The organism is Mycolicibacterium lacusdiani, from assembly GCF_021916785.1.
Taxonomy (GTDB): domain Bacteria; phylum Actinomycetota; class Actinomycetes; order Mycobacteriales; family Mycobacteriaceae; genus Mycobacterium; species Mycobacterium lacusdiani.
Genome location: NZ_JAKCFC010000003.1, coordinates 695,952 through 717,587, shown reverse-complemented (window position 1 = coordinate 717,587; position 21,636 = coordinate 695,952). Strand labels below are relative to the sequence as shown.

Here is a 21,636-nt window from a genome sequence, read left to right as displayed (position 1 = left end):
GGGCTCTGTGATTCTTGTCGACATGGCCAAACCGCCGCTCTCGATGAAGCCGACCGGCTGGTTCCAGGTCGCGTGGTCGGATCAGGTCGAGGTCGGCGCCGTCCACGCGATGAAGTACTTCGACACCGAGATGGTGGCGTGGCGGTCGGAGTCCGGCCGGGTCACCGTCATGAACGCCTACTGCGAACACCTCGGTGCGCACCTCGGGTTCGGCGGCCACGTCGTCGGCGAGGTCATTCAGTGCCCCTTCCACGGCTGGCAGTGGAACGACGAGGGCCGCAACGTCTGCATCCCCTACGAGCCAAGGCCCAACCGCGGACGCCGGATGCGCACCTACCCGGTCGCCGAGCGCAACGAGGCCATCTACGTCTGGCACGACGTCGAGGGCCGCGAGCCGTTCTTCGACGCACCCGACGTGTTCGCCAGCTTCGCCGACGGCAGCAGTGCCGCCGACTACTACCCGCAGCAGCGCCTGTATCGCGAAGCGCTGGAGATGCATCCGCAGTACGTGCTCGAGAACGGCGTCGACTTCGCGCACTTCAAGTACGTGCACGAAACGCCGATCGTGCCGGTGTTCACGCGCCACGACTTCGCCGAACCCGTGTCTCGCGTCGACTTCACGATCACCTTCGAGGGCGACGAGGACCAGAGCATCGACGACGTGCGCAGCGGCGTCGAGGCGATCAACGGCGGGCTCGGCATCGCGGTCACCAAGAGCTGGGGGATGGTCGACAACCGCACCATCTCGGCGATCACCCCGGTCGACGACCGCACCTCCGACGTCCGGTTCATGGTGTACATCGGGCGGACGCCCGGCAAGAGCAGTCCCCGACACGAGGCGAAGGCCGTCGACTTCGGCAACGAGGTCATCCGGCAGTTCGCCCAGGACGTTCACATCTGGAGCCACCAGCGCTATTCGGATCCGCCAGCGCTCTCCACGTCGGAATACGAGGGCTTCACCGCAATTCGCAAGTGGGCCATGCAGTTCTATCCCGACGGCCGCGGCGGCAACGCCGCGGACCTAGCCACCGATCAGAAGGGCTGACCGCCAGTGACCACGAAACCAGTTCGCGTCTTCCAGGTGGCGACGGGCAACGTCGGCTCCGAGATGATCAAGCGCATCCGGCACCGCAGCGACATCGAACTCGTCGGATTGCATTGCTACACACCGGAGAAGGTCGGGCGCGACGCTGGTGAGATCGTCGGCGTCGAGCCGCTGGGCGTGCGCGCCACCGGCACCGTCGAGGAGATCATCGCCGCCAAACCCGACGTGCTGACCTTCCACGGTGTGTTCCCCGACGAGGACCTCTACGTGCAGGTGCTCGAAGCCGGGATCAACGTCGTCACCACCGCCGACTGGATCACCGGCTGGCACCGCGACGCGAATCACCCGCACCCATCGGGCAAGCCGGTCAGCCAGCTGCTGCGCGAGGCGTGCGAGAAGGGCAGGTCGACGTTCTACGGCACCGGCATGAACCCGGGCGTCAACCAAATCCTCGGCGTGGTCTGCTCGGCCGACGTCGCCGAGATCGAGAACGTCACGACCATCGAGTCCGTCGACGTGTCGTGTCACCACAGCAGGGACACGTGGATCGAGGTCGGCTACGGCCAACCCGTCGACGACCCCGAGATCCCGGGCAAGCTCGAGAAGTACACCCGAGTCTTCGCCGACAGCGTGCTGATGATGGCCGACTGCTTCGGCCTCGAACTCGACGAGGTGAAGTTCAGCTACGAACTCGGCGCGTGCACGAAGGACGTCGACCTCGGTTGGTACCAGCTGCCGAAGGGATCGCTGGGCGGCAACTACCTGAAGTACCAGGGCATGGTCGACGGCGTGCCGCGCGTCGAGACCCACCTCGAGTGGCAGATGACCCCGCACACGGACCCCAGCTGGGACATCAAGGGCTGCTACATCACGCAGATCAAGGGTGACCCGTGCATCTACAACAAGCACATGATCTTCCCGAAACCCGGTGTGGACCTGTCGGATCCGGCGAACTTCGCCTCGATCGGCATGACGGTGACCGGCCTGCCCGCCCTCAACGCGCTCGCCTCGGTGGTGGCTGCGCCACCCGGACTGCTCACCAGCGCCGACCTCCCCCTGCGCGGATTCGCGGGACGCTTCGTCACGTAGCCGCTGCCCGGCCGCCGCGGCGGGGTGCCTAGCATCGTGGGGGTGACCGACTCACCGAGCAGTTCGCTTCGTCCGCCCGTCGACTTCCCCAGCCGCATCGGCGTGTGGTGGGCCAGCGAGACCTGGGCGATGCCCGACGCCATCGAGGTGGCCCAGGAGATCGAATCGCTGGGCTTCGGTTCGTTGTTCATCCCCGAGGTCACCGGCAAGGAGTGCCTGACCCAGTCGCTGGCCTTCCTCAGTTCCACCGAGCGACTGGTGGTCGGCACCGGCATCGCCAACATCCACGTGCGCATCCCGTCGGCGGCCGAGACCGGTGCCCGCACGATCACCTCGCTGTTCCCGCGGAGGTTCATGCTCGGCCTCGGCGTCAGCCACGCCCCGCTCGTCGAGCACGGCATGGGCAAGACGTACGCCAAGCCGTTGGCCACGATGCGTGACTACCTCGAGAAGATGGCGGCGGTCCCCGAGGTGATCGAGCCCGGCTCCGGTCGACCGGTGCGGCTGCTGGCCGCGCTCGGGCCGAAGATGATCGAGTTGTCCGGCACGCACGCCGATGGCGCACACCCCTACCTGGTGCTGCCCGAGCAGACGCGCGTCACCCGCGACATCCTCGGCCCGGACAAGTGGGTCGTCTCCGAGCAGGCCGTCACCGTCGGCGGGTCGCCCGAGGAGCAGCTGCAGTGGGCGCACCAGCACCTCAACGTCTACAGCGGCCTGCCCAACTACCGAAACTCGTGGCTGCGGCAGGGCTTCGACGAGTCCGATCTGGTGCACGGCGGCTCCGACAGGCTCGCGAAGGCGATCGTCGGGATGGGCTCGGTGCCCGCCGCGGCCGCGTCGGTGAAGGCGCACCTCGACGCCGGCGCCGACCACGTGGTGCTGCAGGTCCTCGGCGACAACCCGATGATGGATCCGCGGCCCGCGCTGCGGGAGCTGGCCTCCGAGCTGGACCTGGTCTAGAAGGCCTCGCCGGGGGCGGGCTCGCCGGGCAGCGCGCCCTTGCGGCGGGCCTCGCGGCGACGCTTGAACCACTCGATGAAGATCGGGAGCACCGAGAGCAGCACGATCCCGATGAAGATCGGCTCGAGCAGCTTCTGCACGATCTCGAAGCTGCCCAGCCAGAAGCCGAGCAGCACGAGCCCGACGCCCCAGATCACCGCGCCGAGGATGTTCCAGAACGCGAACGCGCCGTAGTTCATCCGCGCGGCGCCTGCAGTGATGGGCGCCAGGGTCCGCACGATCGGGACGAATCGGGCCAGGACGATGGCGAACGGGCCGCGCTGCTCGAAGAACAGGTGCGCCTCGTCGAGGTACTTCTGCTTGAGGAAGCGGGCGTTGGGCTTGAACATCGACGTTCCGATGCTGCGGCCGATCCAATAGCCGACCTGGCCGCCCGCGATCGCGGCCAGCGGGATGAACACCAGCAACTGCCACAGCTGGAAGTTGGTGTTCGCGGCCGCGCCCTGGGCGGCGTGTCCGGCGGCCAGCATACCCGCCACGAACAGCAGCGAGTCGCCGGGCAGGATCGGGAACAGCACGCCGGATTCGACGAAGACCACGACCAGGATGCCGACCAGCGCCCACGCGCCGAAGTACCCGATGAGGTTGAGCGGATCCATGTAGTCCGGCATCAACGCCAGCGTGGTGGTGGTCATGGCAGACCAAGATACCGGCGGCTGATGAGGAGACCCGAAACGCGCAGCGCGCGACATAGGGAAACACCCGATTCAACGGGCTGGAGATGACCATAGCGTCGTCACCATGAACGCCGTCACCACCCTGCTCGTCACCGTCGCACTCATCGCGGGAGCCGGATGCGGCTCGTCGGAGTCTGCGCCGCAGTCGGGCACCGCCAGTCCGGCGCCCGCATCGGCCGACGGCGGCCAGGCCGAGGACTCCGCGGTCGACGCCTGCGGGTTGGTCTCGAACGAGGAAGTGGGGGCGCTGATCGGCGTCACCGTCGACGGGGTGCCCAGCGGTGCCGGTGGGCGGTCGGCCTGTACGTGGGAGAACCCTGACACCTACGAGTCGGTGACCGTCGACATAGGCGCGCCGGGCACCGCATCGGACGACACACTGCCGCCGTTGGGCGAGCCGGGGTTCCCGGAGGTGGAGAGCACGCCAGGACCGAACGGCACGCGGCTAGTGGCCGGCGCGGTCGAGTTCGCCGCCGGGAACCGCTACAACTCGGTCCAGGTGGCGGCACCGGTGTCCATGAGCCCCGACCAGTCCGTCGCCGCGGCCAACGACCTCGTCGCCAAGATCACGCCTCTCATCCCGTCGTGACCCCGCCACCCCCTTGTTTCTCCTAGGCTCGGTTCATGCCGACGCACAAAGCCGTTCACGTCCCCTCAGCAGGCGCAGCGCTGACGCTCGCCGACGTCGAGACCGCCTCGCCGCCGCGCGATCACGTGCGGATCGCGGTGTCGGCGTGCGGGGTGTGCGGCACCGACCACGCCTTCGTCAACGGAGGCTTCCCCGGGCTGTCGTGGCCGGTCACCCTTGGGCACGAGATCGCGGGCACGGTCGCCGAGGTTGGCGACGGCGTCGAGGACTTCGCGGTCGGCGACCGGGTCGCCGTCGGGTGGTTCGGCGGAAACTGCAACCGCTGCATGCCCTGTCGCAAGGGCAAGTTCATGCAGTGCGAGCGCATGCAGGTGCCGAGCTGGCACTACCCGGGCGGGTACGCCGAGTCGACGACCGTGCCCGCGACGGCGCTGGCCCGGATTCCAGAGGGGCTCTCGTTCGTCGAGGCCGCGCCGATGGGCTGCGCAGGCGTGACGACGTTCAACGGATTGCGGAACACCCGAGCCAAGGCCGGTGACCTGGTCGCCGTGCTCGGCGTGGGTGGGCTCGGCCATCTGGGCGTGCAGTTCGCCCGCGCGATGGGCTTCGAGACCGTCGCGATCGCGCGCGGCGAGGGCAAGGCGCAGGACGCGAAGGACCTCGGCGCACACCACTACGTCGACAGCAATGCCACCGACGTGTCGGCCGAACTGCAGAAGCTCGGCGGCGCCGCGGTGGTGCTGGCGACCGCCGCCAACTCCGAGGCGATGGCGGCGACGATCGGCGGCCTGGGGCCCGAGGGCGAACTCGTCATCATCGGCGTCACACCCGACAACCTGCCCATCAGCCCACTGGACCTGATCAACTCGGGCCTGTCGGTCACCGGCCACCCCTCGGGCACCTCGCGCGACGTCGAGGAGACCATGCACTTCGCCGTCCAGACCGGCGTGCGGGCGATGATCGAGGAGCGGCCGCTGGCCGAAGCCGCCGAGGCGTACGCGGCGATGGACTCCGGTCGGGCGCGCTACCGCATGGTGCTCACGGTCTAGTCGGGCCCCGGCGCACCCCGGCGACCACCGACCGCGGCAGGCGCCCGGCGCGGGAGTGCCCGGTGAGCCGGTCGCCGTCCACCTCCACGTCGAACTCCAGTTTCAGGCGCATGGGCTTGGTCACCGTCTGCCGCCAACGGACCCGCCCGCCCTCGACGACGACGTCGGTCAGGGGCACCGTCTCACCCTTGCCCGTCGCGGTGCCCGTCACGAGGCCGTCGCGCTCGACGAAGTCGTACACGACGTGCAGCGAACCCACGGGCGTCTTGATGGCGACGTCCCACTCGCCGACGACACCGGCCGTCACGTCGGCTTCGGTTCCCGGCCGGTGTTCGTCCACACCGTGCCGCGCCGCTCGTAGGCGAACAGTTCCTCGACGGCGATCGCGACGCGTGGGCCATAGCTGCGGTCGAGCAGGTGCAGTGCCAGGTCGAGGCCCGATGTCACGCCGCCCGAGGTGACGAGGTCGCCGTCGTCGACGACCCTGGCCCGCACCGGGATTGCGCCGGTGGCCTCCAGCACGTCGACGCCGAGGTAGTGGGTGTTGGCGTTCCTGCCCTCCAGCAGGCCGGCCATCGCCAAGGCCAGCGACCCGCCGCAGACCGTGGCGACCGTGACGTCCGGGGCCTCGAACGCACGGCGGATGAGCCGCACCGCCTCGGTCTCGCCGAAGCGGGCGAGCAGCACGGGGATGGTCTCGACGCCCTCGTCGGGATCGCCCTCGACCGGACCCGCGGCGCCGGGCACGATGACGTAGCCGGGTTTGGTCGGATCGAGGCGGGCGCCGGCCTGCAACGTCAGGCCGCGGGAGCCGCTGACCACCGCGCGGGGACCCTCCGCCGACACCAGTTCGACCTCGAGTTCGCCGCCGACGGCGTCGCTACCGGCGACGAGCACTTCGAAGGGGGCGACGACGTCCAGCGGGTCGAACCCGTCGAACAACACGATCTGCGCGTGCATCGGTGTCATCGGATGGTCGTGTTCGCCAGCGGCCGATCGCCCCAACCGTTGTCGGCCACGACGTCGAGGAAGGCGATGGAGGATCCGTTGATCGCCTCGTGCAGGTGCGCGGGGAACGAGAAGGGTGGAGCCCTGAGCGGATTGGCGCGCGTGCCAACGGCAATCGAATGGGCGATGGCGAAACCGAGATCGTGGCGTGGCCAGCTGGCGTGTACCCGGTCGGCGAAACCGGCTGCGAGTACGCCCTTCTGGAACCCGTCGGCGTAGTCGGTGAGGCCGAGGTCGTGCAGGAGGCACGCCAGGAACAGTGCCTCGTCGTCGAAGTCGGCACTGCCCCGTAGCCCCCTGGCCGCCGCGAGTTCGCGTCCGAAGAGGTAGCTGCGGACGCAGTGGTTGGTGAGGAACGCGGGTGAGACGTCGTGCGTCAATGCCATTGCCGCCGAGCAGATGTCGGAGTCGGGGAGGTCCCAGGCGGCTGCATCGGCCGCCATCGTGTCGCGGGTCTGGTTCGTCATGGAAACCAGCGTGTCGAAGACGCCACGGTCCGGACAGTGGCCATATGGCCACGGTACGTCGGGATCTGGACACTGGACGTCATGCCCCAGGAGATGTTGACCGCCGTATACCACCGCTACCTCGAGTGCCTGAACGAGCGCAGGTGGGACGACCTGGGGGAGTTCGTCGCCGACGACGTGACCCACAACGACCGGCCGCTGGGGTTGAGCGGATACCGGGCCATGCTGGAGGACGACGTGCGGACGATCCCGGATCTTCGGTTCGTCGCGGACCGCGTGGTCGCCGAGGGCGACGTCGTGGCCTGCCGGTTGCTGTTCCGGTGCAGGCCGGAACGGACCTTCCTGGGTTTCGAGCCGACGGGCGAGACGATCACGTTCGCCGAACACGCCTTCTACGAGTTCCGGGACGGGCGGATCGTCGCGGTGTCGTCGCTGCTGGACGTGCGGGCGGTCGCCGCCCAGATGGCACGCTGACGCATCCGCCTGCCGCTGCGACGAGCTTCTTGCGATACTGGCTCTGACACGTCTGAAGAGCCGGAAACGCCAGGAGGAGCAACGCCATGCCCATCGCCACGCCCGAGGTCTACGCCGAGATGCTCGGTCGAGCCAAGGAGAACTCCTACGCGTTCCCGGCCATCAACTGCGTCGGCTCGGAGTCCATCAACGCCGCCATCAAGGGCTTCGCCGACGCAGGCAGTGACGGGATCATCCAATTCTCCACCGGCGGTGCGGAATTCGGCTCGGGCCTCGGTGTCAAGGACATGGTCACCGGCGCCGTCGCGCTCGCCGAGTTCGCGCACGTCGTCGCCGCCAAGTACCCGATCTCGGTGGCACTGCACACCGACCACTGCCCGAAGGACAAGCTGGACTCCTACGTCCGGCCGCTTCTGGCCATCTCGGCCGAGCGCGTCAAGAACGGCCAGAACCCGCTGTTCCAGTCGCACATGTGGGATGGCTCGGCAGTCCCGATCGACGAGAACCTCGAGATCGCCAAGGAGCTGCTGAAGCTCGCGGCCGAGGCCAAGATCATTCTGGAGATCGAGATCGGCGTGGTCGGCGGCGAAGAGGACGGCGTCGAGGCCGAAATCAACGACAAGCTCTACACCACGCCCGAGGACTTCGAGAAGACCATCGACGCGCTGGGCCACGGCGAGCACGGCAAGTACCTGCTCGCCGCGACGTTCGGCAACGTGCACGGCGTCTACAAGCCCGGCAACGTGAAGCTGCGTCCCGAGGTGCTCGACCAGGGCCAGAAGGTCGCGACGGCCAAGCTCGGCCTGGCGCCCGGCAGCAAGCCCTTCGACTTCGTCTTCCACGGCGGCTCCGGCTCGCTGAAGTCGGAGATCGAGGACTCGCTGAACTACGGCGTCGTGAAGATGAACGTCGACACCGACACCCAGTACGCGTTCACCAAGCCCATCGCCGCGCACATGTTCTCGAACTACGACGGCGTGCTGAAGATCGACGGCGAGGTCGGCAACAAGAAGGTCTACGACCCCCGCAGCTACCTCAAGAAGGCCGAGGCCGGCATGTCCGAGCGCGTCGTCGAGGCATGCAACGACCTGCACAGCGCGGGCAAGAGCATCTCCGCAGGCTGATCACTGATTACTGCGGGGCTTGGCACACCTTCCACTGCTCGTCGCGGAACTCCAGATCGAAGCTCCGCGTCGAGCGGGTGGCCGGGTCGAACGCCATGAACGACGTCACGTTGGCCTCGGCGTGCGTCCCGTTGACGACGACCTCGTCGATGCTCGCCACCACCGGATACTGACGGGCGGCGGCCACCTTGGCGTGGATGTCCTTCCACTTGGCGTCGTCGTAGTTCACGTAGCTGACCGCGGTGTCGCCACACGTGATGCTGCGCAGCGTGGCCAGGTCGCCCTTCTGGATCGCGGTGTCGAAGTCCTGGATGGTCGAGCGGACCTGGTCCTCCTGCGACACCTTCGCCTCGTCGTCGCGGGTCAGCAGGATCGTGCCGAGGATGGCGACGGCGACGACGGCGGCGATGACGAGCAGGACGGCGATCACCCAGCCCCAGCTCCGGCGGGACTTCGGTGGCTTCGGGACGTCGGTGCGGCCAGGGATGACCTGCGGGCCTGGGGCGTTCTGCTGCGCGATCGGCTCGGTGAAGGCCGAGGCCGCCGAGAGGTCGGCCGGTGACTGCGCGGCCGAGAACACTTCGGTGGCCGGTTCGCCGAAGGTGCCGATGACCTGGGTCTCGCCGGCGTCGGACGGCGACGGCGCGGTGAAGCGGCGTTCGCCGGGATCCGTGGCGTCGTCAGCCCCCCTGCGGTCGTTCTCGTCGGGCCCCGATGGGTTCGACATGTGAGTCTCAGTCCTCCTCGCAACGGTCCAAACAGAGCTTATCCACCTGCACCGGCACACGCGTCGGACCTCGCCGGAGCCCGCACGGCACAATAGGCCCATGACGCGAATGGGTGACCTTCTGGGGCCGGAACCGGTGCGACTGCCACGGGACACCGAGGCGGAGGAAGCGCTCGACGCGGGTGAGAACCCCGCGATCGTCGCGGCAGCACACCCCGCGGCGTCGGTCGTGTGGGCGGCGCTCGCGGAGGAGGCCCTCGGCGACGATCGGGCCATCACCGCGTACGCCTATGCCAGGACGGGCTATCACCGCGGGCTGGACAAGTTGCGCCGCAACGGGTGGAAGGGCTTCGGCCCGGTGCCGTACTCGCACGAGCCGAACCGCGGTTTCCTGCGGTGCGTCGCGGCGCTGGCCCGCGCCGCCGAGTCCATCGGCGAAACCGACGAGTACCAGCGCTGCCTCGATCTGCTCGACGACTGCGATCCGGGCGCGCGGCTGCAGCTGCTGCCCCAGTAGCGCCCGCTCAGCAGCGGCTGTGTTCGTCGCAGCCACCGACGGGCGGTTCGACCTGCACGGTCGCGTGCTCGAGTCCGCGGGCGGCGAGGACCGCCCTGGTGTCCTCGAGCACCCTGGTCGTGTCGCCGCTGCAGGTCACGTGGGCCGTCGCCATGTCCCGCCCGGGCACCAGGGTCCACACGTGCAGGTCGTGGACGCCCGTGACGCCGTCGACGGCCGCCAGCGCAGTGCGGAGTTCGTCGACGTCGATGTGGCTGGGTGACGATTCGGACAGGATCCGCAGGGCGGCCCGCGCCAGCGACACCGCGCGCGGCAGCACCCACAGGGCGACGAACACTGCGACGACGACGTCGGCGTAGGGCCACGTCGTCGTGACCGTGACGATGCCCGCGATCAGGACGCCGACGCTGCCGACGGTGTCGGCGACGACCTCCATGTAGGCGCCCTTGACCGCCAGGCTGTCCTCGGACGAGGAGCGGAGCAGCAGCATCACCACGAGGTTGGCCAGCAGGCCGAGGGTCGCGACCACGATCATCGGGACGCCAGGGATGTCCGGCGCGTCGCCGAGGCGCTCGAACGCCTCGTAGAGGATGAACGCCGCAACGCCCAGGAGCAGCACCGCGTTGGCGACCGCGGTGAACACCTCCGCGCGGTGCCAGCCGTACGTGCGGGATGCCGAGGCCGGTCCGTGCTTGGCCAGCAGCACCGCGGTCAGGCCCATGAACATCGCGACGAGGTCGGTCAGCATGTGGCCGGCGTCGGCGAGCAGTGCGATCGAGTCGATGGTCAGCGCGGTGGCGAGTTCGACGACGAAGAACGTCGCCAGGATCGCCGCGCCGATGACCATCCGGCTGACGCGGACGTCGCCGCCGCCGTGACTGTGGTCGTGCCCTGCGCCCATACCCGCAATCTATGCGGAAAGTCGCATATATCGCAAGGCGTCCGTCTACATCCAGGCCGACCAGAACCGCATTAGCGAACCGCCGACTGCCGAGAGGTAGCTCGGCACGCCGGACAGTTCGTAGACCGCGTACACGACCGAGAAGAACACCTGGTTGAGCGCTGGCACGATCAGCAGCAGCAACAGGATCAGGAACCCCCAGCCCTTGACCGGGTCCAGTTTGCGCTGCGTCTCGTGGGCGAGGTGCGGCTCCAGCGCGCCGTACCCGTCGAGCCCGGGGATCGGTAGCAGGTTCAGCAGTACGGCGGTCACCTGTAGGAACCCCAGGAACGCCATGCCGGCCCAGAACACCGCATGCTCGGGGTCGTAGAGCAGCTTCGTCACCGCCAGCAGGATGACGGCGAGCACCACGTTGGCGAACGGTCCCGCGAGGCTCACCATCGTGCGCTGCCGCGGCGTCATCCACGACGTCCGTACGTACACCGCGCCGCCGGGCAGGCCGATGCCGCCGAGCGCGATGAACAGGACCGGAAGGCCCAGCGAAAGCATCGGGTTCGAGTACTTGAGGGGATTGAGCGTCAGGTATCCGCGGACCTCGACGTCGTGGTCGCCGTAGCGCCACGCGGTGTAGGCGTGGCCGAACTCGTGCAGGCACAGCGACACCAGCCAGCCGAACAGCACGAAGACGAACACGCCGACGTACGCCAGCGGCTCGCGAACGTCGCCTGCGAGCCACGCGACCACGGCGCCTGCCGCGGTGATCGCCACGATCGCCAGGAAGATCGGGCTGGGGCGCACCGACTGGCGCAGGGGACGAATGCTCACCTCAGCGAAGGTACCTATCTGATGGCAAGCCAGCCGGTCGTGTGCCTGTAGAACGTCGACCGCCGCACGGCACGCGGGGCGGGCTGGCCGTCGCGCACGACCAGCGCACCCGTCGTGCCCAGTTGCGCTGCGCGCCCTGCCACCCACCGTCGCCTGCGCAGCCGGCCGGGGTCGACCGCCGCACGGAGGCCGGGCAGCGTGCCGGTCGGCTCGACGCGCACCCCGGACACCTCGCCGTCGAACAGCACGGCGTCGTCGACGACGGCCTCGCCGTGCAGCGCGGGATCGCCGCTCCACCGCGCGCCGCCGACGATGACGTGTCCGGAGTCGTCGCGGATCAGCGGCACACGGTGGGCGGTACCGGTACGGGCCTGGCGCACAGCGCGACGCCCGGTCGGTAGGCCGTAAGCGCGGGTGGCGGGTGAGCGCCGTTGCGGCACGTACGCCACCTCGACGTCGAGCCGCTCGGTGCGCATCAGCCGGGTGAGCACCGATGCCAGGTCGGCGTCGGCACCGACCACCACGAGGCGGTCAGCCGAGACGGCGTCGACGTCCTTCGGCGCGACGACGTCGTGCACCGTGTAATCGGCCAGCCCGCGGGGGATGGGCCTGCCGCCGAACCGCAGAATCGCGAGGTCGGGGGCGGTCACTGCGGCTCCTCGCATCAGGTCGGATAAGGTAGCTCACCGGCTGCACACAGTACTGAGGCAGTACGCGGGGGAGACAGCGGGAGACAACGCCATGCCGGCAATCGTCCTCATCGGCGCCCAGTGGGGCGACGAGGGCAAGGGAAAGGCCACCGATCTACTCGGTGGTCGCGTGCAGTGGGTAGTTCGGTACCAGGGCGGCAACAATGCCGGCCATACGGTCGTGCTGCCCACCGGAGAGAACTTCGCTCTCCACCTCATACCGTCGGGGATCCTCACACCGGGGGTCACGAACGTCATCGGCAACGGTGTCGTCGTCGACCCCGGGGTGCTGCTCACCGAGCTGAAGGGCCTCGAGGATCGCAACGTCGACACCTCCCGGCTACTGATCTCGGCCGACGCGCACCTGCTGATGCCCTATCACGTGGCGATCGACAAGGTGACCGAGCGCTACCTCGGCAACAAGAAGATCGGCACCACCGGCCGTGGCATCGGGCCGTGCTACCAGGACAAGATCGCGCGCATCGGCATCCGCGTCGCGGACGTCCTGGACCCGGACTCGCTGACCCAGAAGATCGAGGCGGCGCTGGAGTTCAAGAACCAGGTGCTGGTCAAGATCTACAACCGCAAGGCGCTGGACGCCGACGAGGTGGTCGCCACGCTGCTCGAGCAGGCCGAGGGGTTCAAGCACCGCATCGCCGACGCGCGCCTGCTCCTGAACGAGGCACTCGAGGACGGCCAGACCGTGCTGCTCGAGGGCTCCCAGGGCACGCTGCTCGACGTCGACCACGGCACCTATCCGTTCGTCACGTCGTCGAATCCCACCGCCGGTGGCGCGTCCGTCGGCTCCGGCATCGGGCCCACCAAGATCACCACGGTGCTCGGCATCCTCAAGGCCTACACGACCCGCGTCGGCTCGGGCCCCTTCCCGACCGAACTGTTCGACGACAACGGGGCGTACCTGGCCAAGACCGGCGGCGAGGTCGGCGTCACGACCGGCCGGGCGCGTCGGTGCGGCTGGTTCGACGCCGTGATCGCGCGCTACGCCACGCGGGTCAACGGCATCACCGACTACTTCCTGACCAAGCTCGACGTGCTGTCCAGCCTGGAGACGGTTCCGGTGTGCGTCGGCTACACCATCGACGGCAAGCGCACCAGCGAGATGCCGATGACCCAGAGCGACATCGCCCGCGCCGAGCCGGTCTACGAGGAGCTGCCGGGTTGGTGGGAGGACATCAGCACCTGCCGCACCTTCGACGAGCTGCCTGCCAAGGCCCGCGACTACGTTCTTCGTCTCGAAGAACTCAGCGGCGCCCACGTCTCGTGCATCGGCGTGGGGCCGGGCCGTGATCAGACGATCGTGCGCCGCGACGTGCTGGCGCCACGGTGACCGACGACGACCTGGACTACGAAAAGCACGGCGGTTTCCCGGTATTCGAACCGGCCGATCCCGGTCCGGGCTTCGGCCCGTTCCTGGCGTCGATGCGGCAGCTGCAAGACCTGGCCGTGTCGGCCGACCCCGACGGCGACACCTGGGTCGAGGCGGCCGCCCGGGTCGACGCACTCGTCAAGCTGCTCGCGCCGTTCGAGGCCGCCGAGGGCGTGGGACCGGCCAACCGCGTACCCGCACTGCCCGGCGCGGGCAGCCTGCTGATGCCGCCGTATCACGTGACCCAATTCGACTCCGACGGCGTGACGCTGACGGTTCGGTTCAGCCGATTCCACGTCGGCGGCAACTCGGCGGTGCACGGTGGTGTGCTGCCACTGATGTTCGACTCGACGTTCGGCATGGTCATCCACGCCACGGGGCGGCCGATCAGCCGCACCGGTTTCCTGCACGTCGACTACCGCAAGGTGACGCCCATCGACACGCCGCTGACCGTGCGCGGCTGGGTGCGCGAGGCACAGGGCCGCAAGTGCTTCGTCAACGCCGAGATGCGCGATCCCGACGGCGCCCTGCTCGCCGAGGCCAACGGGCTGATGATTCGGCTGCTGCCCGGCCAGCCCTGAGGCACCATGACGGCATGACCGAGCACGCTGCGCCCAAGCTGACCGGGCTGAGGACACCGCGCGCGGCCGCCGCTGCCGGAGTGTTGTTCGCCGTCCTGTTCGGTACTTCGCTGACGCTGATCCGTACGGCGCTGCCCGAGGGTGCTGCTCCCGGCTCGCAGTGGCTGATCGACGGCAGCGTTCACCTCAGGGTGGCGTCGATCCTGATGCCGTTCGCGGGGATCACGTTCCTGTGGTTCATCGGCGTGGTCCGCGACGGGTTTGGACGCTTGGAGGACAAGTTCTTCTCCACCGTCTTCATCGGCAGTGGTCTGCTGTTCCTGGCGATGATGTTCGTCGTCGTGGGAGTGGGGGCCGGCCTTCAGGCGAGCAGTGCGCTGATCGTCGATCCGACGGTCAACGACGAGGTGGCGACGTTCGGCCGCGCGATGCTGCTGACCATTTCCAAGACCTACGCGCTCCGCATGGCCGCAGTGTTCATGATCTCGCTGGCAACGATCTGGTTGCGGACGGGCCTGATGCCGCGTTGGCTCGTCGGTGCCACCTATGCGCTCGCCGTCGTGTTGATGGTTGCCAGTGACATCAGCATGTGGATGACCATGGCGTTCCCCATCTGGGTGCTCGTCGTCAGCCTGCTGCTACTCAATCGCGCAGGCGTCATCGACCTGCGCCACGATGACGTCAAACCAGCCGAAGCGCCGACGCCGGACACAGCTTGACGGCCTCGCGCACCTTGGCTTCGTCCTCGGCGGTGACGTCCGACTGGAGCACCACGACGATCCCGTCGTCGTCCTGATCGAAGATCTCGCCCGCGGTCATCACGCAGTTGCCCGCGGAGATGCAGGCGTCGCGATCGGCCTCGACCCTCACCACGTCACCTGCAGCGACCGCAGTCCGTAGATGAAGTGGAACTCGCGGAACGCCACGTGGTCGAAGTCCTCGGCGAGGGCCAGGTCGGGGAACCGGCGGAACAGCGCCGGCCACGCGATGCGCATCTCCATGCGTGCCAGCGGCGCACCCAGGCAGTGGTGCACGCCGTGGCCGAACGCCAGGTGGCCGGGCGCGCCGCGGCGGATGTCGAATTCCTCTGGCGCGTCGACGAAGTCGGGATCGCGGTTGCCTGCGGGCAGGGACGCGAACACCAGCTGGCCCGCGGGGATGGGCACGCCAGCGACCTCCACGTCGGTAGTGGTGATGCGGGGGATCGAGGTGTGCACGATCGACAGCCACCGCAGCAGTTCCTCGACGGCGGGCCCGATCGCGTCGGGCTCGTCGCGCACAGCCGCCAGCTGGTCCGGATGACGCAGTAGCGCAAGGGTTCCCAGTCCCAGCATGTTCGAGGTGGTCTCGTGGCCGGCGAGCAGCAGGAGGCTCGCCACGCCTACGAGTTCGTCGTCGGTCAGTTCGTCGGCGTGTTCGCGCACCAGCATGCCGATGATGTCCTCGCCGGGCGCCAGGCGCGCACGCCGGACGAGACCGAGCATGTACTCGCGCGACTCGCGGGCCAGGTCGAGGCGTTCGGGAATGGGCAGCGCCAGGTCCAGCTGCTTGTTGGCGCGGCGTTGGAAACCCTCACGGTCGGCGTAGGGCACGCCGAGCAGTTCGCAGATCACCAGCGAGGGGATCGGCAGCGCGAACGCCTCGACGAGGTCGGCGGGTGACCCACCGGCCGCCATGGCGTCGAGATGCTCGTCGACGATCTGGGTGATCCTCGGCTCGAGGCGCTTGATCCGACGAATCGTGAACTCGGGGGTGAGCATTCGGCGTAGGCGCTGGTGTTCGGGGGGGTCCATGCCGAGCAGATTGCCTGCGCGCTGCGACTCCTGTTCGGCGGCGGGGACGTCCGGTGCGCCTGGCACGACGAAGCCCGGCGGCCGTGCGTTCGAGAAGTGCTCGTGGTCGGCGAGCATCGCCTTGACGTCGTCGTGCCGGGTGACGATGAAGACCTGCATGCCGAACGCGTTGACGACGGTGCCGACCCCTGCGTCCGCACGCAGTTCGCCCAACTCGGGTGCGGGGTCGAACGCATCGCGCCGCATGTGGACGGGGGGCCGGCTCGGTGCCTGGGTCATGCAATCGACGGTACCGACGGATTCTGAGGACGGTGGGCTCGTGCGGCGTATCGTCGAACTCGATACGAGGGGGAACCATGACGTCCAACCGTCTCGCCTGGTCGATTCGACTGTTCACGGTGATCGGTGCCATGGGGCTTGCGCTGGCACCGGCGGCCGTCGCGGACGACGACGCCGCCTACAACGGTGCCCCGACCGTGGTGTCCGGTGGACCCGTTCCCACGATGAACGGCATCCCGTGCGTCGGCGGCAAGTTGGGCCTGTGCACCGGCTTCGCTCAGAATCAGCCGTCGCGCAACCCTCCGCAGTCCTACATCGGGGGCACCCCGACGATCAGGAACTAGCCAGGAAGTCGTTGACGATCGAGTTGACCAGCCCGGGATTCTCGAGTGCCGCAAGATGGGCGACGCCGTCGAGGACCACGTATGACGATCCCGGAATCGCGTCGGCCATGGCCTTCGTCTCGGCGTTGGAGAACGTGGCGTCCTCGGCGCCTGCGACCACGAGGACCGGCGTCCGTATCGAGGCCAGCAGCTCGCGCTGATCGGGCCGGCGGGGCACCACGCTGCGCACCGCCCACGAACTCGACCGGACGTCGACGGACCGAACGGCGGCCGTGACGGCGTCGACCACACCCGGGCGGGTGGCGAAGGTGGTCGGTCCGAGGAACGCCTTGAGCACCGACCGCGTCAGCGGCGGCTTGATCCCGCCCATCAGCCGCGCCGCTCGCAGCAGCGCGCCGTACTCCACCTTCTGCCATCGGTTCGCCGCCGACGCAGTGCAGTTCATCAGCACGGCACGGCCGATGCGCGCCGGATGCCTTGCGGCGAACGTGGCGCCGATCATCCCGCCCCACGAGTTGCCGACGACGTGCGCCCGCGCCACGTCGAGTCCGTCCAGCAGGTCGGAGATGCACCAGGCGCACTCGGCGAAGGTGAAATACCCACGCAGCGGGTCACTCTCGCCGTGCCCCGGTGGGTCGACGAGCACCACGTGGTAGCGGTCGGCGAAGTGCGAGGCCTGCGCCAACCACATGTCGCCCGTCATCAGGAGGCTGGGCCAGAAGACGATCGTCTCGCCGCTACCCGAGGTACGGACGCGCACCCGGCCGAGCCGGGTGTCGACGATGCGGGAGTCCACGAGAGGACATTATCGCTCCGGCCGCAACGCCGGCCACCAGATGCGCGGACCGATCAGCGTGAACAACGCCGGGATGATCACGGTCCGCACCACGAACGTGTCGAGCAGGATGCCGAGGCCCACGATGATGCCGATTTGCGTCAAGACGATCAGCGGCAGCACCCCGAGCACGCAGAACACCGCGGCGAGAACGATTCCCGCGCTGGTGATCACGGCACCGGTCGCCGACACCGCTCGCACGATGCCCTCCTTCGTGCCGTGCTCGGGAGTCTCCTCGCGGGCGCGGGTAACCAGGAAGATCGTGTAGTCGACCCCGAGCGCCACCAGGAAGAGGAAGGCGAACAGCGGCGTCGCGTTGTCCAGGGCGGGGAAGCCGAAGGCGTGCACGCTGACCCAGCCGCCGAGACCCAGCGCGGCCAGCGCGCTCAGCACGGTGACGGCCACGAGGACCAGCGGTGCCAGTGCCGCGCGCAGCAGCACGTAGAGCACCACCAGCACCACGGCCAAGATTGCCGGGACTACGACACGAAGGTCGCGTTGCGCGGCGGACCGTGCGTCGCGTGCGGTGGCGTCGGACCCGCCGACCAGGCCGCCGGGATCCACGGCCCTGACCGACGTCCGCAGCGCGTCGACGGTCGCGAACGCGTCGTCGGAGGCCGGTGGCGCGTCGAGCACCACCGACCACTGCGTCAGTCCCGAGGGCGAGCGCCCGGTCGGGGTGGCCGACACCACGCCGGGAGTCGACGTGATGGCCTGCTCGATTGCGCCGTCGGAACCGCTCGACGCGACGATTCGGGTGGGATCGGTGAGTCCGCTCGGAAAGTGTCGAGCAAGCGTCTCGTAACCCGTCACCGACTCCGCCTGCACCCGGAACTGCTCGGTCTGCGACAGGCCGATCGGCGTGGCCAGCAGTCCGGTGCACAGCAGCGCCAGCACGGCGATCGCCGAGCCCGAGACGATCGCGGGGCGCCTCGCGACGCCGGCGGCGATTCTGTGCCAAAGCCCGGTCGTGGTCAGCGGTTCGGCGCCGACCTTCGGCACGAACGGCCAGAACAGCTTCTTGCCGAACAGTCCCAGCGCGGGCGGCAACACGACGAGCACGAACACCGCCGCGACCACCAGTCCGGCGGCGGCCTGCACGCCCAGGCTGCGGGTGCTCGGCGACGAGGCGAAGCACAGTGTCAGCAGTGCGAGCACCACGGTCGCGTTGCTCGCCACGATGGCGGGCCCGGCGCGCCGCACCGCGGTCCCCAACGCCGATCCGGCATTCTGCTCGCTGCCGAGTTCCTCGCGGTACCGCGAGATCAGCAGCAGCGCATAGTTCGTGCCCGCGCCGAACACCAGCACGCTGGTGATGCCCGACGTCGAACCGTCGGGCGTGGTGCCCACCGCCGTGGCGATGGCGGCACCGACCACCGAACCCACCCGGTCGGCGAACGCGATCACCAGCAGCGGCACCAGCCAGAGCACGGGCGAGCGGTAGGTGATGATCAGCAGCAGCGCCACCACCGCCGCAGTGACGGCGAGGAGCGTGACGTTTGCGCCGCTGAACGAGTTGGCGATGTCGGCTCCGAAGGCGGGACCGCCGGTCACCTCGGCACGCAGATCGGCGGGCAGGCCGTCGCCGGCAGCGGTCCGCACCGACGTCACCGCGTCGTCGAGCGCGAAGCCCGACAAGTCGCTCGCCAGCGGGATCGTCGCGACGGCGGCCTCGCGGTCCCGGGACACCACGACCGGGGGAGCGCCCTGGGCATCGGCCGCTGCGAGCACGCGTTCCCGCGCGGCGTCGGTGGCGGTCAGGTCGTCGGCAGTCAGCGCTGCGCCGTCGGCGCGCGTGATCACCAGGATCGCCGGCACCGCCTTGCCCTGCGGGAACTCGGCGCGGGTGGCGTCGGCACGCGCGGACTCCGCGGTGGCGGGGACGGCGACGGGTGATTGCTCGGCCGAACTCGAACTCCCGATCAACACCAGCGCCGCGATGGACGCGGCCACGACGACGAGTGCAGCGAAGCGAGAGGTTCGAGTGGACACCCTTCGAATATTTCACTTTTCTAAATAGTTGGCAAGTGTTGGCGGTCGCCTATGCTGAAACGTCAATTCCGCCGGAGGTTCGAGACGATGACCGATACGACGAGTCCCGGCTCGGATCGTGAGCAGTCGGAACGTCGCATCGAGGCCGATCTGCGCGCGTTGACGGCGGAGTCGGACTGGATGGCCCGCGCCTTCGCCGACCAGAATGATTTGTCCGCGAACGAGTTTCGCGCCTTGCTGTTCGTCATGGTGGCGGAGACCGCAGGTGCTCCGCTGACCGCAGGCGATCTTCGCCGGAGCATGGGGCTGTCCGGTGCGGCGATCACCTACCTGGTGGAGCGCATGGCCGAGACCGGACACCTGCGTCGCGAGGTCGACCCGTCCGATCGCCGCAAGGTGATCCTGCGGTACGCCGACCACGGCATGGAGGTGGCCCGCGGCTTCTTCACCCGGCTCGGAGAACACAGCCACGACGCGATGGCGGTACTCCCCGACGAAGACCTCGAAGCCGCCCACCGGGTGTTCGGAGCGCTGATCTCCGCCATGCAGGCCTATCGGGCCGAGATGCCGTCGGAGATCGGCACGTCCACCGGGACCGACGTCGTCAGTCCCGGTTGAGGGCTGCTTCCTCGAGATCGAGACCGCGCAACAGGTTTCGCAGCACCTCGTCGTCGATCGCGCCGGCGTCGCGCTGCGCGATGAACTCCTTGCGCTCGGCCTCCAGCATTTCGAGGCGCAACCGCCGGAACGTCGCCGCGGGACTCTCCTGGCCGATCTCCTCGTCGCTGCGCCCCAGCTCCTCCCACGCCGCCTGACTGCGCCGTTCGTTCCACGCCCGCAACACCTTTGGCGTGTAGTCGTGAATCGAGCCGGGCTTCTGCTCGGCGATCAGTTCGTCGAGGCGCTGCGCCGCGGCCTGGGCTGCCCGGGTCTGCGCAGCGGCGGCCTCGAGCGCGTCGCGGTGGGTGTCGTCGCCCTGCACGTCGAGCACCTTGATGATCCACGGCAGGGTCAGGCCGTGCAGCAGCAGCGTCCCGACCACCACGACGAAGGTCAGGAACACCAGTTGCGGACGGCCGGGAAACGGCTCGCCGCTCAGCGTCGTGGCCGGCACCGCGAACGCCGCCGCCAGTGACACCACCCCGCGCATGCCCGCCCACGCCACGATGAACACGTGGGTGGGCCGCGGCCGGGGCTCGGTCGCGCGGATGCGTCGCGACAGCCGACGCGGCAGGTAGGCGAACGCGAACACCCAGGCGATCCGCACGGCGATGACGGTGGCGAGCACCGACACCGACGCGACCAGCAGCGTCCTGGCGGAGATGCCTGCCAACTCCGAGACCACCGTCGGTAGCTGCAGGCCGATCAGCAGGAAGGCGAACGACTCCAGCACCAGTTGCACCGCTCGCCACACCGCGGCGTCCTGCAGGCGGGTGGCGTAGGTGGCCCGCGTCGACCGCTGGCCGAGCATGAGCGCCGCCACGACAACGGCGATGACGCCCGAACCGTGCACCTGCTCGGCGAGGAAGTAGATGAAGAACGGGGCGACCAGACCGAGGGCGCTCTCGACCAGCGGATCGTCCAGCCAGGTCCGGACGTAGTCGATGATCCAGCCGACCGAACCGCCGACCAGCACGCCGCCGGCCGCGGCCAGTGCGAAGGTGCCGAGGCCGCTGGTCCACGTCGCGGCGGTGCCGATCGCAGCGGCCAGCGCCACCTTGTAGGCGGTCAGCGCGGTGGCGTCGTTGAGCAGGCTCTCCCCACCCAGCAGGGTCATGATCTGGCGCGGCAGTCCGAGCCTGCGACCCACCGCCGCCGCCGACACCGCGTCGGGCGGCGCCACGATCGCGCCGAGCGTGAGAGCCGCGGCGATCGTCAGCTCGGGCACCGTGTGGAAGGCGACCACGCCGACGGCGAAGGTCGACGCCAGCGGCAACCCGACGGCCAGCAGACCGATCGGGCGGACGTTGCGGCGCAGCGCGACGTAGCTGCTCTCCAGCCCCGCCGACCACAGCAGCGGCGGCAGGATCACGAACAGCACCAGCTCGGGCTCGAGTTCGATCGCCCCGATCCCGGGAATCAGCCCGGCGAGCAGGCCCGCGACCACCAGCGCCAGGGGAGCCGACACGTCGTAGCGCCGAGCGACGGCCGAGAGCAGCACCGACACCACGAGCACCGCGAGCAGTGACGCACTCACGTCGACCACCTTCCCTGTCCGGAC

General features: G+C 68.9%; 26 protein-coding genes. 13 read left to right on the top strand and 13 right to left on the bottom strand.

Features of this window, described 5'->3' with window-relative positions; genetic code table 11:
* Window positions 1–22 precede the first annotated feature (22 nt).
* Genes LOK44_RS13220 through LOK44_RS13210 form a run of 3 tightly spaced genes read left to right on the top strand, consistent with a single transcriptional unit; the run spans window position 23 to window position 3,097 of the window.
* A complete protein-coding gene (locus LOK44_RS13220) occupies window positions 23–1,045 on the top strand; it encodes an aromatic ring-hydroxylating dioxygenase subunit alpha (RefSeq protein ID WP_237570439.1) in 1,023 nt (340 codons plus the stop codon).
* 6 nt (window positions 1,046–1,051) lie between these two features.
* Entirely contained in the window at window positions 1,052–2,134 is a 1,083-nt protein-coding gene (locus LOK44_RS13215) for an NAD(P)H-dependent amine dehydrogenase family protein (protein WP_308192739.1), read from the top strand.
* Window positions 2,135–2,176: 42 nt separating this feature from the next.
* A complete protein-coding gene (locus LOK44_RS13210) occupies window positions 2,177–3,097 on the top strand; it encodes an LLM class F420-dependent oxidoreductase (protein ID WP_237570437.1) in 921 nt (306 codons plus the stop codon).
* Here LOK44_RS13210 and LOK44_RS13205 read toward each other — a convergent pair.
* Window positions 3,094–3,792, bottom strand: a complete 699-nt coding sequence (locus tag LOK44_RS13205) for a DedA family protein (RefSeq protein ID WP_237570436.1) — start codon at window positions 3,790–3,792, stop codon at window positions 3,094–3,096. The genes LOK44_RS13210 and LOK44_RS13205 overlap by 4 nt on opposite strands.
* 106 nt (window positions 3,793–3,898) lie before the next feature.
* Here LOK44_RS13205 and LOK44_RS13200 point away from each other — a divergent pair, with 106 nt between their 5' ends.
* A complete protein-coding gene (locus tag LOK44_RS13200) occupies window positions 3,899–4,423 on the top strand; it encodes a hypothetical protein (RefSeq protein WP_237570434.1) in 525 nt (174 codons plus the stop codon).
* 35 nt (window positions 4,424–4,458) lie between these two features.
* Window positions 4,459–5,472, top strand: a complete 1,014-nt coding sequence (locus LOK44_RS13195) for an alcohol dehydrogenase catalytic domain-containing protein (RefSeq protein WP_237570433.1) — start codon at window positions 4,459–4,461, stop codon at window positions 5,470–5,472.
* On the opposite strand, the gene LOK44_RS13190 is transcribed toward LOK44_RS13195, so the two are convergent.
* The 3 genes from LOK44_RS13190 to LOK44_RS13180 are packed head-to-tail and all read right to left on the bottom strand — an operon-like array spanning window position 5,462 to window position 6,947.
* Window positions 5,462–5,779: a hypothetical protein gene (locus LOK44_RS13190; protein ID WP_237570431.1), complete on the bottom strand. Its 318-nt coding sequence runs from the start codon at window positions 5,777–5,779 to the stop codon at window positions 5,462–5,464. The genes LOK44_RS13195 and LOK44_RS13190 overlap by 11 nt on opposite strands.
* Window positions 5,776–6,432: a DJ-1/PfpI family protein gene (locus LOK44_RS13185; RefSeq protein WP_237570622.1), complete on the bottom strand. Its 657-nt coding sequence runs from the start codon at window positions 6,430–6,432 to the stop codon at window positions 5,776–5,778. Before LOK44_RS13185 ends, LOK44_RS13190 begins: the two co-directional genes overlap by 4 nt.
* 5 nt (window positions 6,433–6,437) lie before the next feature.
* Window positions 6,438–6,947 (bottom strand): HD domain-containing protein, encoded by a 510-nt coding sequence (locus LOK44_RS13180; protein WP_237570429.1) that lies wholly within the window; start codon window positions 6,945–6,947, stop codon window positions 6,438–6,440.
* 36 nt (window positions 6,948–6,983) lie between these two features.
* Here LOK44_RS13180 and LOK44_RS13175 point away from each other — a divergent pair, with 36 nt between their 5' ends.
* Both LOK44_RS13175 and fbaA read left to right on the top strand, forming a co-directional pair.
* On the top strand, window positions 6,984–7,421 hold the full coding sequence (locus LOK44_RS13175) for an ester cyclase (protein WP_237570428.1): 438 nt from the start codon (window positions 6,984–6,986) through the stop codon (window positions 7,419–7,421).
* A gap of 86 nt (window positions 7,422–7,507) precedes the next feature.
* Window positions 7,508–8,545, top strand: a complete 1,038-nt coding sequence (gene fbaA, locus LOK44_RS13170; protein WP_237570427.1) for a class II fructose-bisphosphate aldolase — start codon at window positions 7,508–7,510, stop codon at window positions 8,543–8,545.
* A gap of 7 nt (window positions 8,546–8,552) precedes the next feature.
* On the opposite strand, the gene LOK44_RS13165 is transcribed toward fbaA, so the two are convergent.
* The gene (locus LOK44_RS13165) at window positions 8,553–9,272 is read right to left on the bottom strand and encodes an Rv0361 family membrane protein (RefSeq protein ID WP_237570426.1); all 720 of its coding nucleotides are present in this window, start codon (window positions 9,270–9,272) and stop codon (window positions 8,553–8,555) included.
* 100 nt (window positions 9,273–9,372) lie between these two features.
* Between LOK44_RS13165 and LOK44_RS13160 the strand changes: the two genes are divergently transcribed.
* On the top strand, window positions 9,373–9,789 hold the full coding sequence (locus tag LOK44_RS13160) for a DUF3151 domain-containing protein (RefSeq protein WP_237570425.1): 417 nt from the start codon (window positions 9,373–9,375) through the stop codon (window positions 9,787–9,789).
* A 7-nt stretch (window positions 9,790–9,796) separates the two neighbouring features.
* On the opposite strand, the gene LOK44_RS13155 is transcribed toward LOK44_RS13160, so the two are convergent.
* From LOK44_RS13155 to LOK44_RS13145, 3 genes are read right to left on the bottom strand one after another with little or no spacing between them, the layout of a single operon-like run.
* On the bottom strand, window positions 9,797–10,690 hold the full coding sequence (locus LOK44_RS13155) for a cation diffusion facilitator family transporter (protein ID WP_237570423.1): 894 nt from the start codon (window positions 10,688–10,690) through the stop codon (window positions 9,797–9,799).
* Window positions 10,691–10,735: 45 nt separating this feature from the next.
* The gene (locus LOK44_RS13150) at window positions 10,736–11,515 is read right to left on the bottom strand and encodes a site-2 protease family protein (RefSeq protein ID WP_237570421.1); all 780 of its coding nucleotides are present in this window, start codon (window positions 11,513–11,515) and stop codon (window positions 10,736–10,738) included.
* Window positions 11,516–11,529: 14 nt separating this feature from the next.
* On the bottom strand, window positions 11,530–12,180 hold the full coding sequence (locus LOK44_RS13145; protein WP_237570420.1) for a peptidase M50: 651 nt from the start codon (window positions 12,178–12,180) through the stop codon (window positions 11,530–11,532).
* A gap of 76 nt (window positions 12,181–12,256) precedes the next feature.
* Between LOK44_RS13145 and LOK44_RS13140 the strand changes: the two genes are divergently transcribed.
* Genes LOK44_RS13140 through LOK44_RS13130 form a run of 3 tightly spaced genes read left to right on the top strand, consistent with a single transcriptional unit; the run spans window position 12,257 to window position 14,891 of the window.
* Window positions 12,257–13,552, top strand: coding sequence for an adenylosuccinate synthase (locus LOK44_RS13140; RefSeq protein WP_237570417.1), 1,296 nt, complete (start codon window positions 12,257–12,259; stop codon window positions 13,550–13,552).
* Window positions 13,549–14,172, top strand: a complete 624-nt coding sequence (locus LOK44_RS13135; protein WP_237570415.1) for a PaaI family thioesterase — start codon at window positions 13,549–13,551, stop codon at window positions 14,170–14,172. Before LOK44_RS13140 ends, LOK44_RS13135 begins: the two co-directional genes overlap by 4 nt.
* A 14-nt stretch (window positions 14,173–14,186) precedes the next feature.
* Window positions 14,187–14,891 carry a hypothetical protein gene (locus LOK44_RS13130; protein ID WP_237570413.1) on the top strand — a complete coding sequence of 235 codons (705 nt, stop codon included), beginning with the start codon at window positions 14,187–14,189 and terminating at the stop codon, window positions 14,889–14,891.
* Here LOK44_RS13130 and LOK44_RS13125 read toward each other — a convergent pair.
* Both LOK44_RS13125 and LOK44_RS13120 read right to left on the bottom strand, forming a co-directional pair.
* Entirely contained in the window at window positions 14,854–15,042 is a 189-nt protein-coding gene (locus tag LOK44_RS13125; protein WP_237570411.1) for a ferredoxin, read from the bottom strand. The two genes, LOK44_RS13130 and LOK44_RS13125, sit on opposite strands and share 38 nt — an antisense overlap.
* On the bottom strand, window positions 15,039–16,244 hold the full coding sequence (locus LOK44_RS13120) for a cytochrome P450 (protein ID WP_237570409.1): 1,206 nt from the start codon (window positions 16,242–16,244) through the stop codon (window positions 15,039–15,041). Before LOK44_RS13120 ends, LOK44_RS13125 begins: the two co-directional genes overlap by 4 nt.
* A 77-nt stretch (window positions 16,245–16,321) precedes the next feature.
* Here LOK44_RS13120 and LOK44_RS13115 point away from each other — a divergent pair, with 77 nt between their 5' ends.
* A complete protein-coding gene (locus tag LOK44_RS13115) occupies window positions 16,322–16,588 on the top strand; it encodes a hypothetical protein (protein WP_237570407.1) in 267 nt (88 codons plus the stop codon).
* Here the strand turns inward: LOK44_RS13115 and LOK44_RS13110 are convergent.
* Window positions 16,578–17,384 carry an alpha/beta fold hydrolase gene (locus LOK44_RS13110; RefSeq protein WP_237570397.1) on the bottom strand — a complete coding sequence of 269 codons (807 nt, stop codon included), beginning with the start codon at window positions 17,382–17,384 and terminating at the stop codon, window positions 16,578–16,580. The genes LOK44_RS13115 and LOK44_RS13110 overlap by 11 nt on opposite strands.
* 9 nt (window positions 17,385–17,393) lie before the next feature.
* Window positions 17,394–19,415 carry an MMPL family transporter gene (locus tag LOK44_RS13105; protein ID WP_372481235.1) on the bottom strand — a complete coding sequence of 674 codons (2,022 nt, stop codon included), beginning with the start codon at window positions 19,413–19,415 and terminating at the stop codon, window positions 17,394–17,396.
* Window positions 19,416–19,502: 87 nt separating this feature from the next.
* On the opposite strand from LOK44_RS13105, the gene LOK44_RS13100 reads away from it, so the two are divergent.
* Window positions 19,503–20,033 (top strand): MarR family winged helix-turn-helix transcriptional regulator, encoded by a 531-nt coding sequence (locus tag LOK44_RS13100; protein WP_237570395.1) that lies wholly within the window; start codon window positions 19,503–19,505, stop codon window positions 20,031–20,033.
* On the opposite strand, the gene LOK44_RS13095 is transcribed toward LOK44_RS13100, so the two are convergent.
* Window positions 20,020–21,612, bottom strand: coding sequence for a Na+/H+ antiporter (locus tag LOK44_RS13095; protein WP_237570393.1), 1,593 nt, complete (start codon window positions 21,610–21,612; stop codon window positions 20,020–20,022). The genes LOK44_RS13100 and LOK44_RS13095 overlap by 14 nt on opposite strands.
* Window positions 21,613–21,636: the final 24 nt, after the last annotated feature.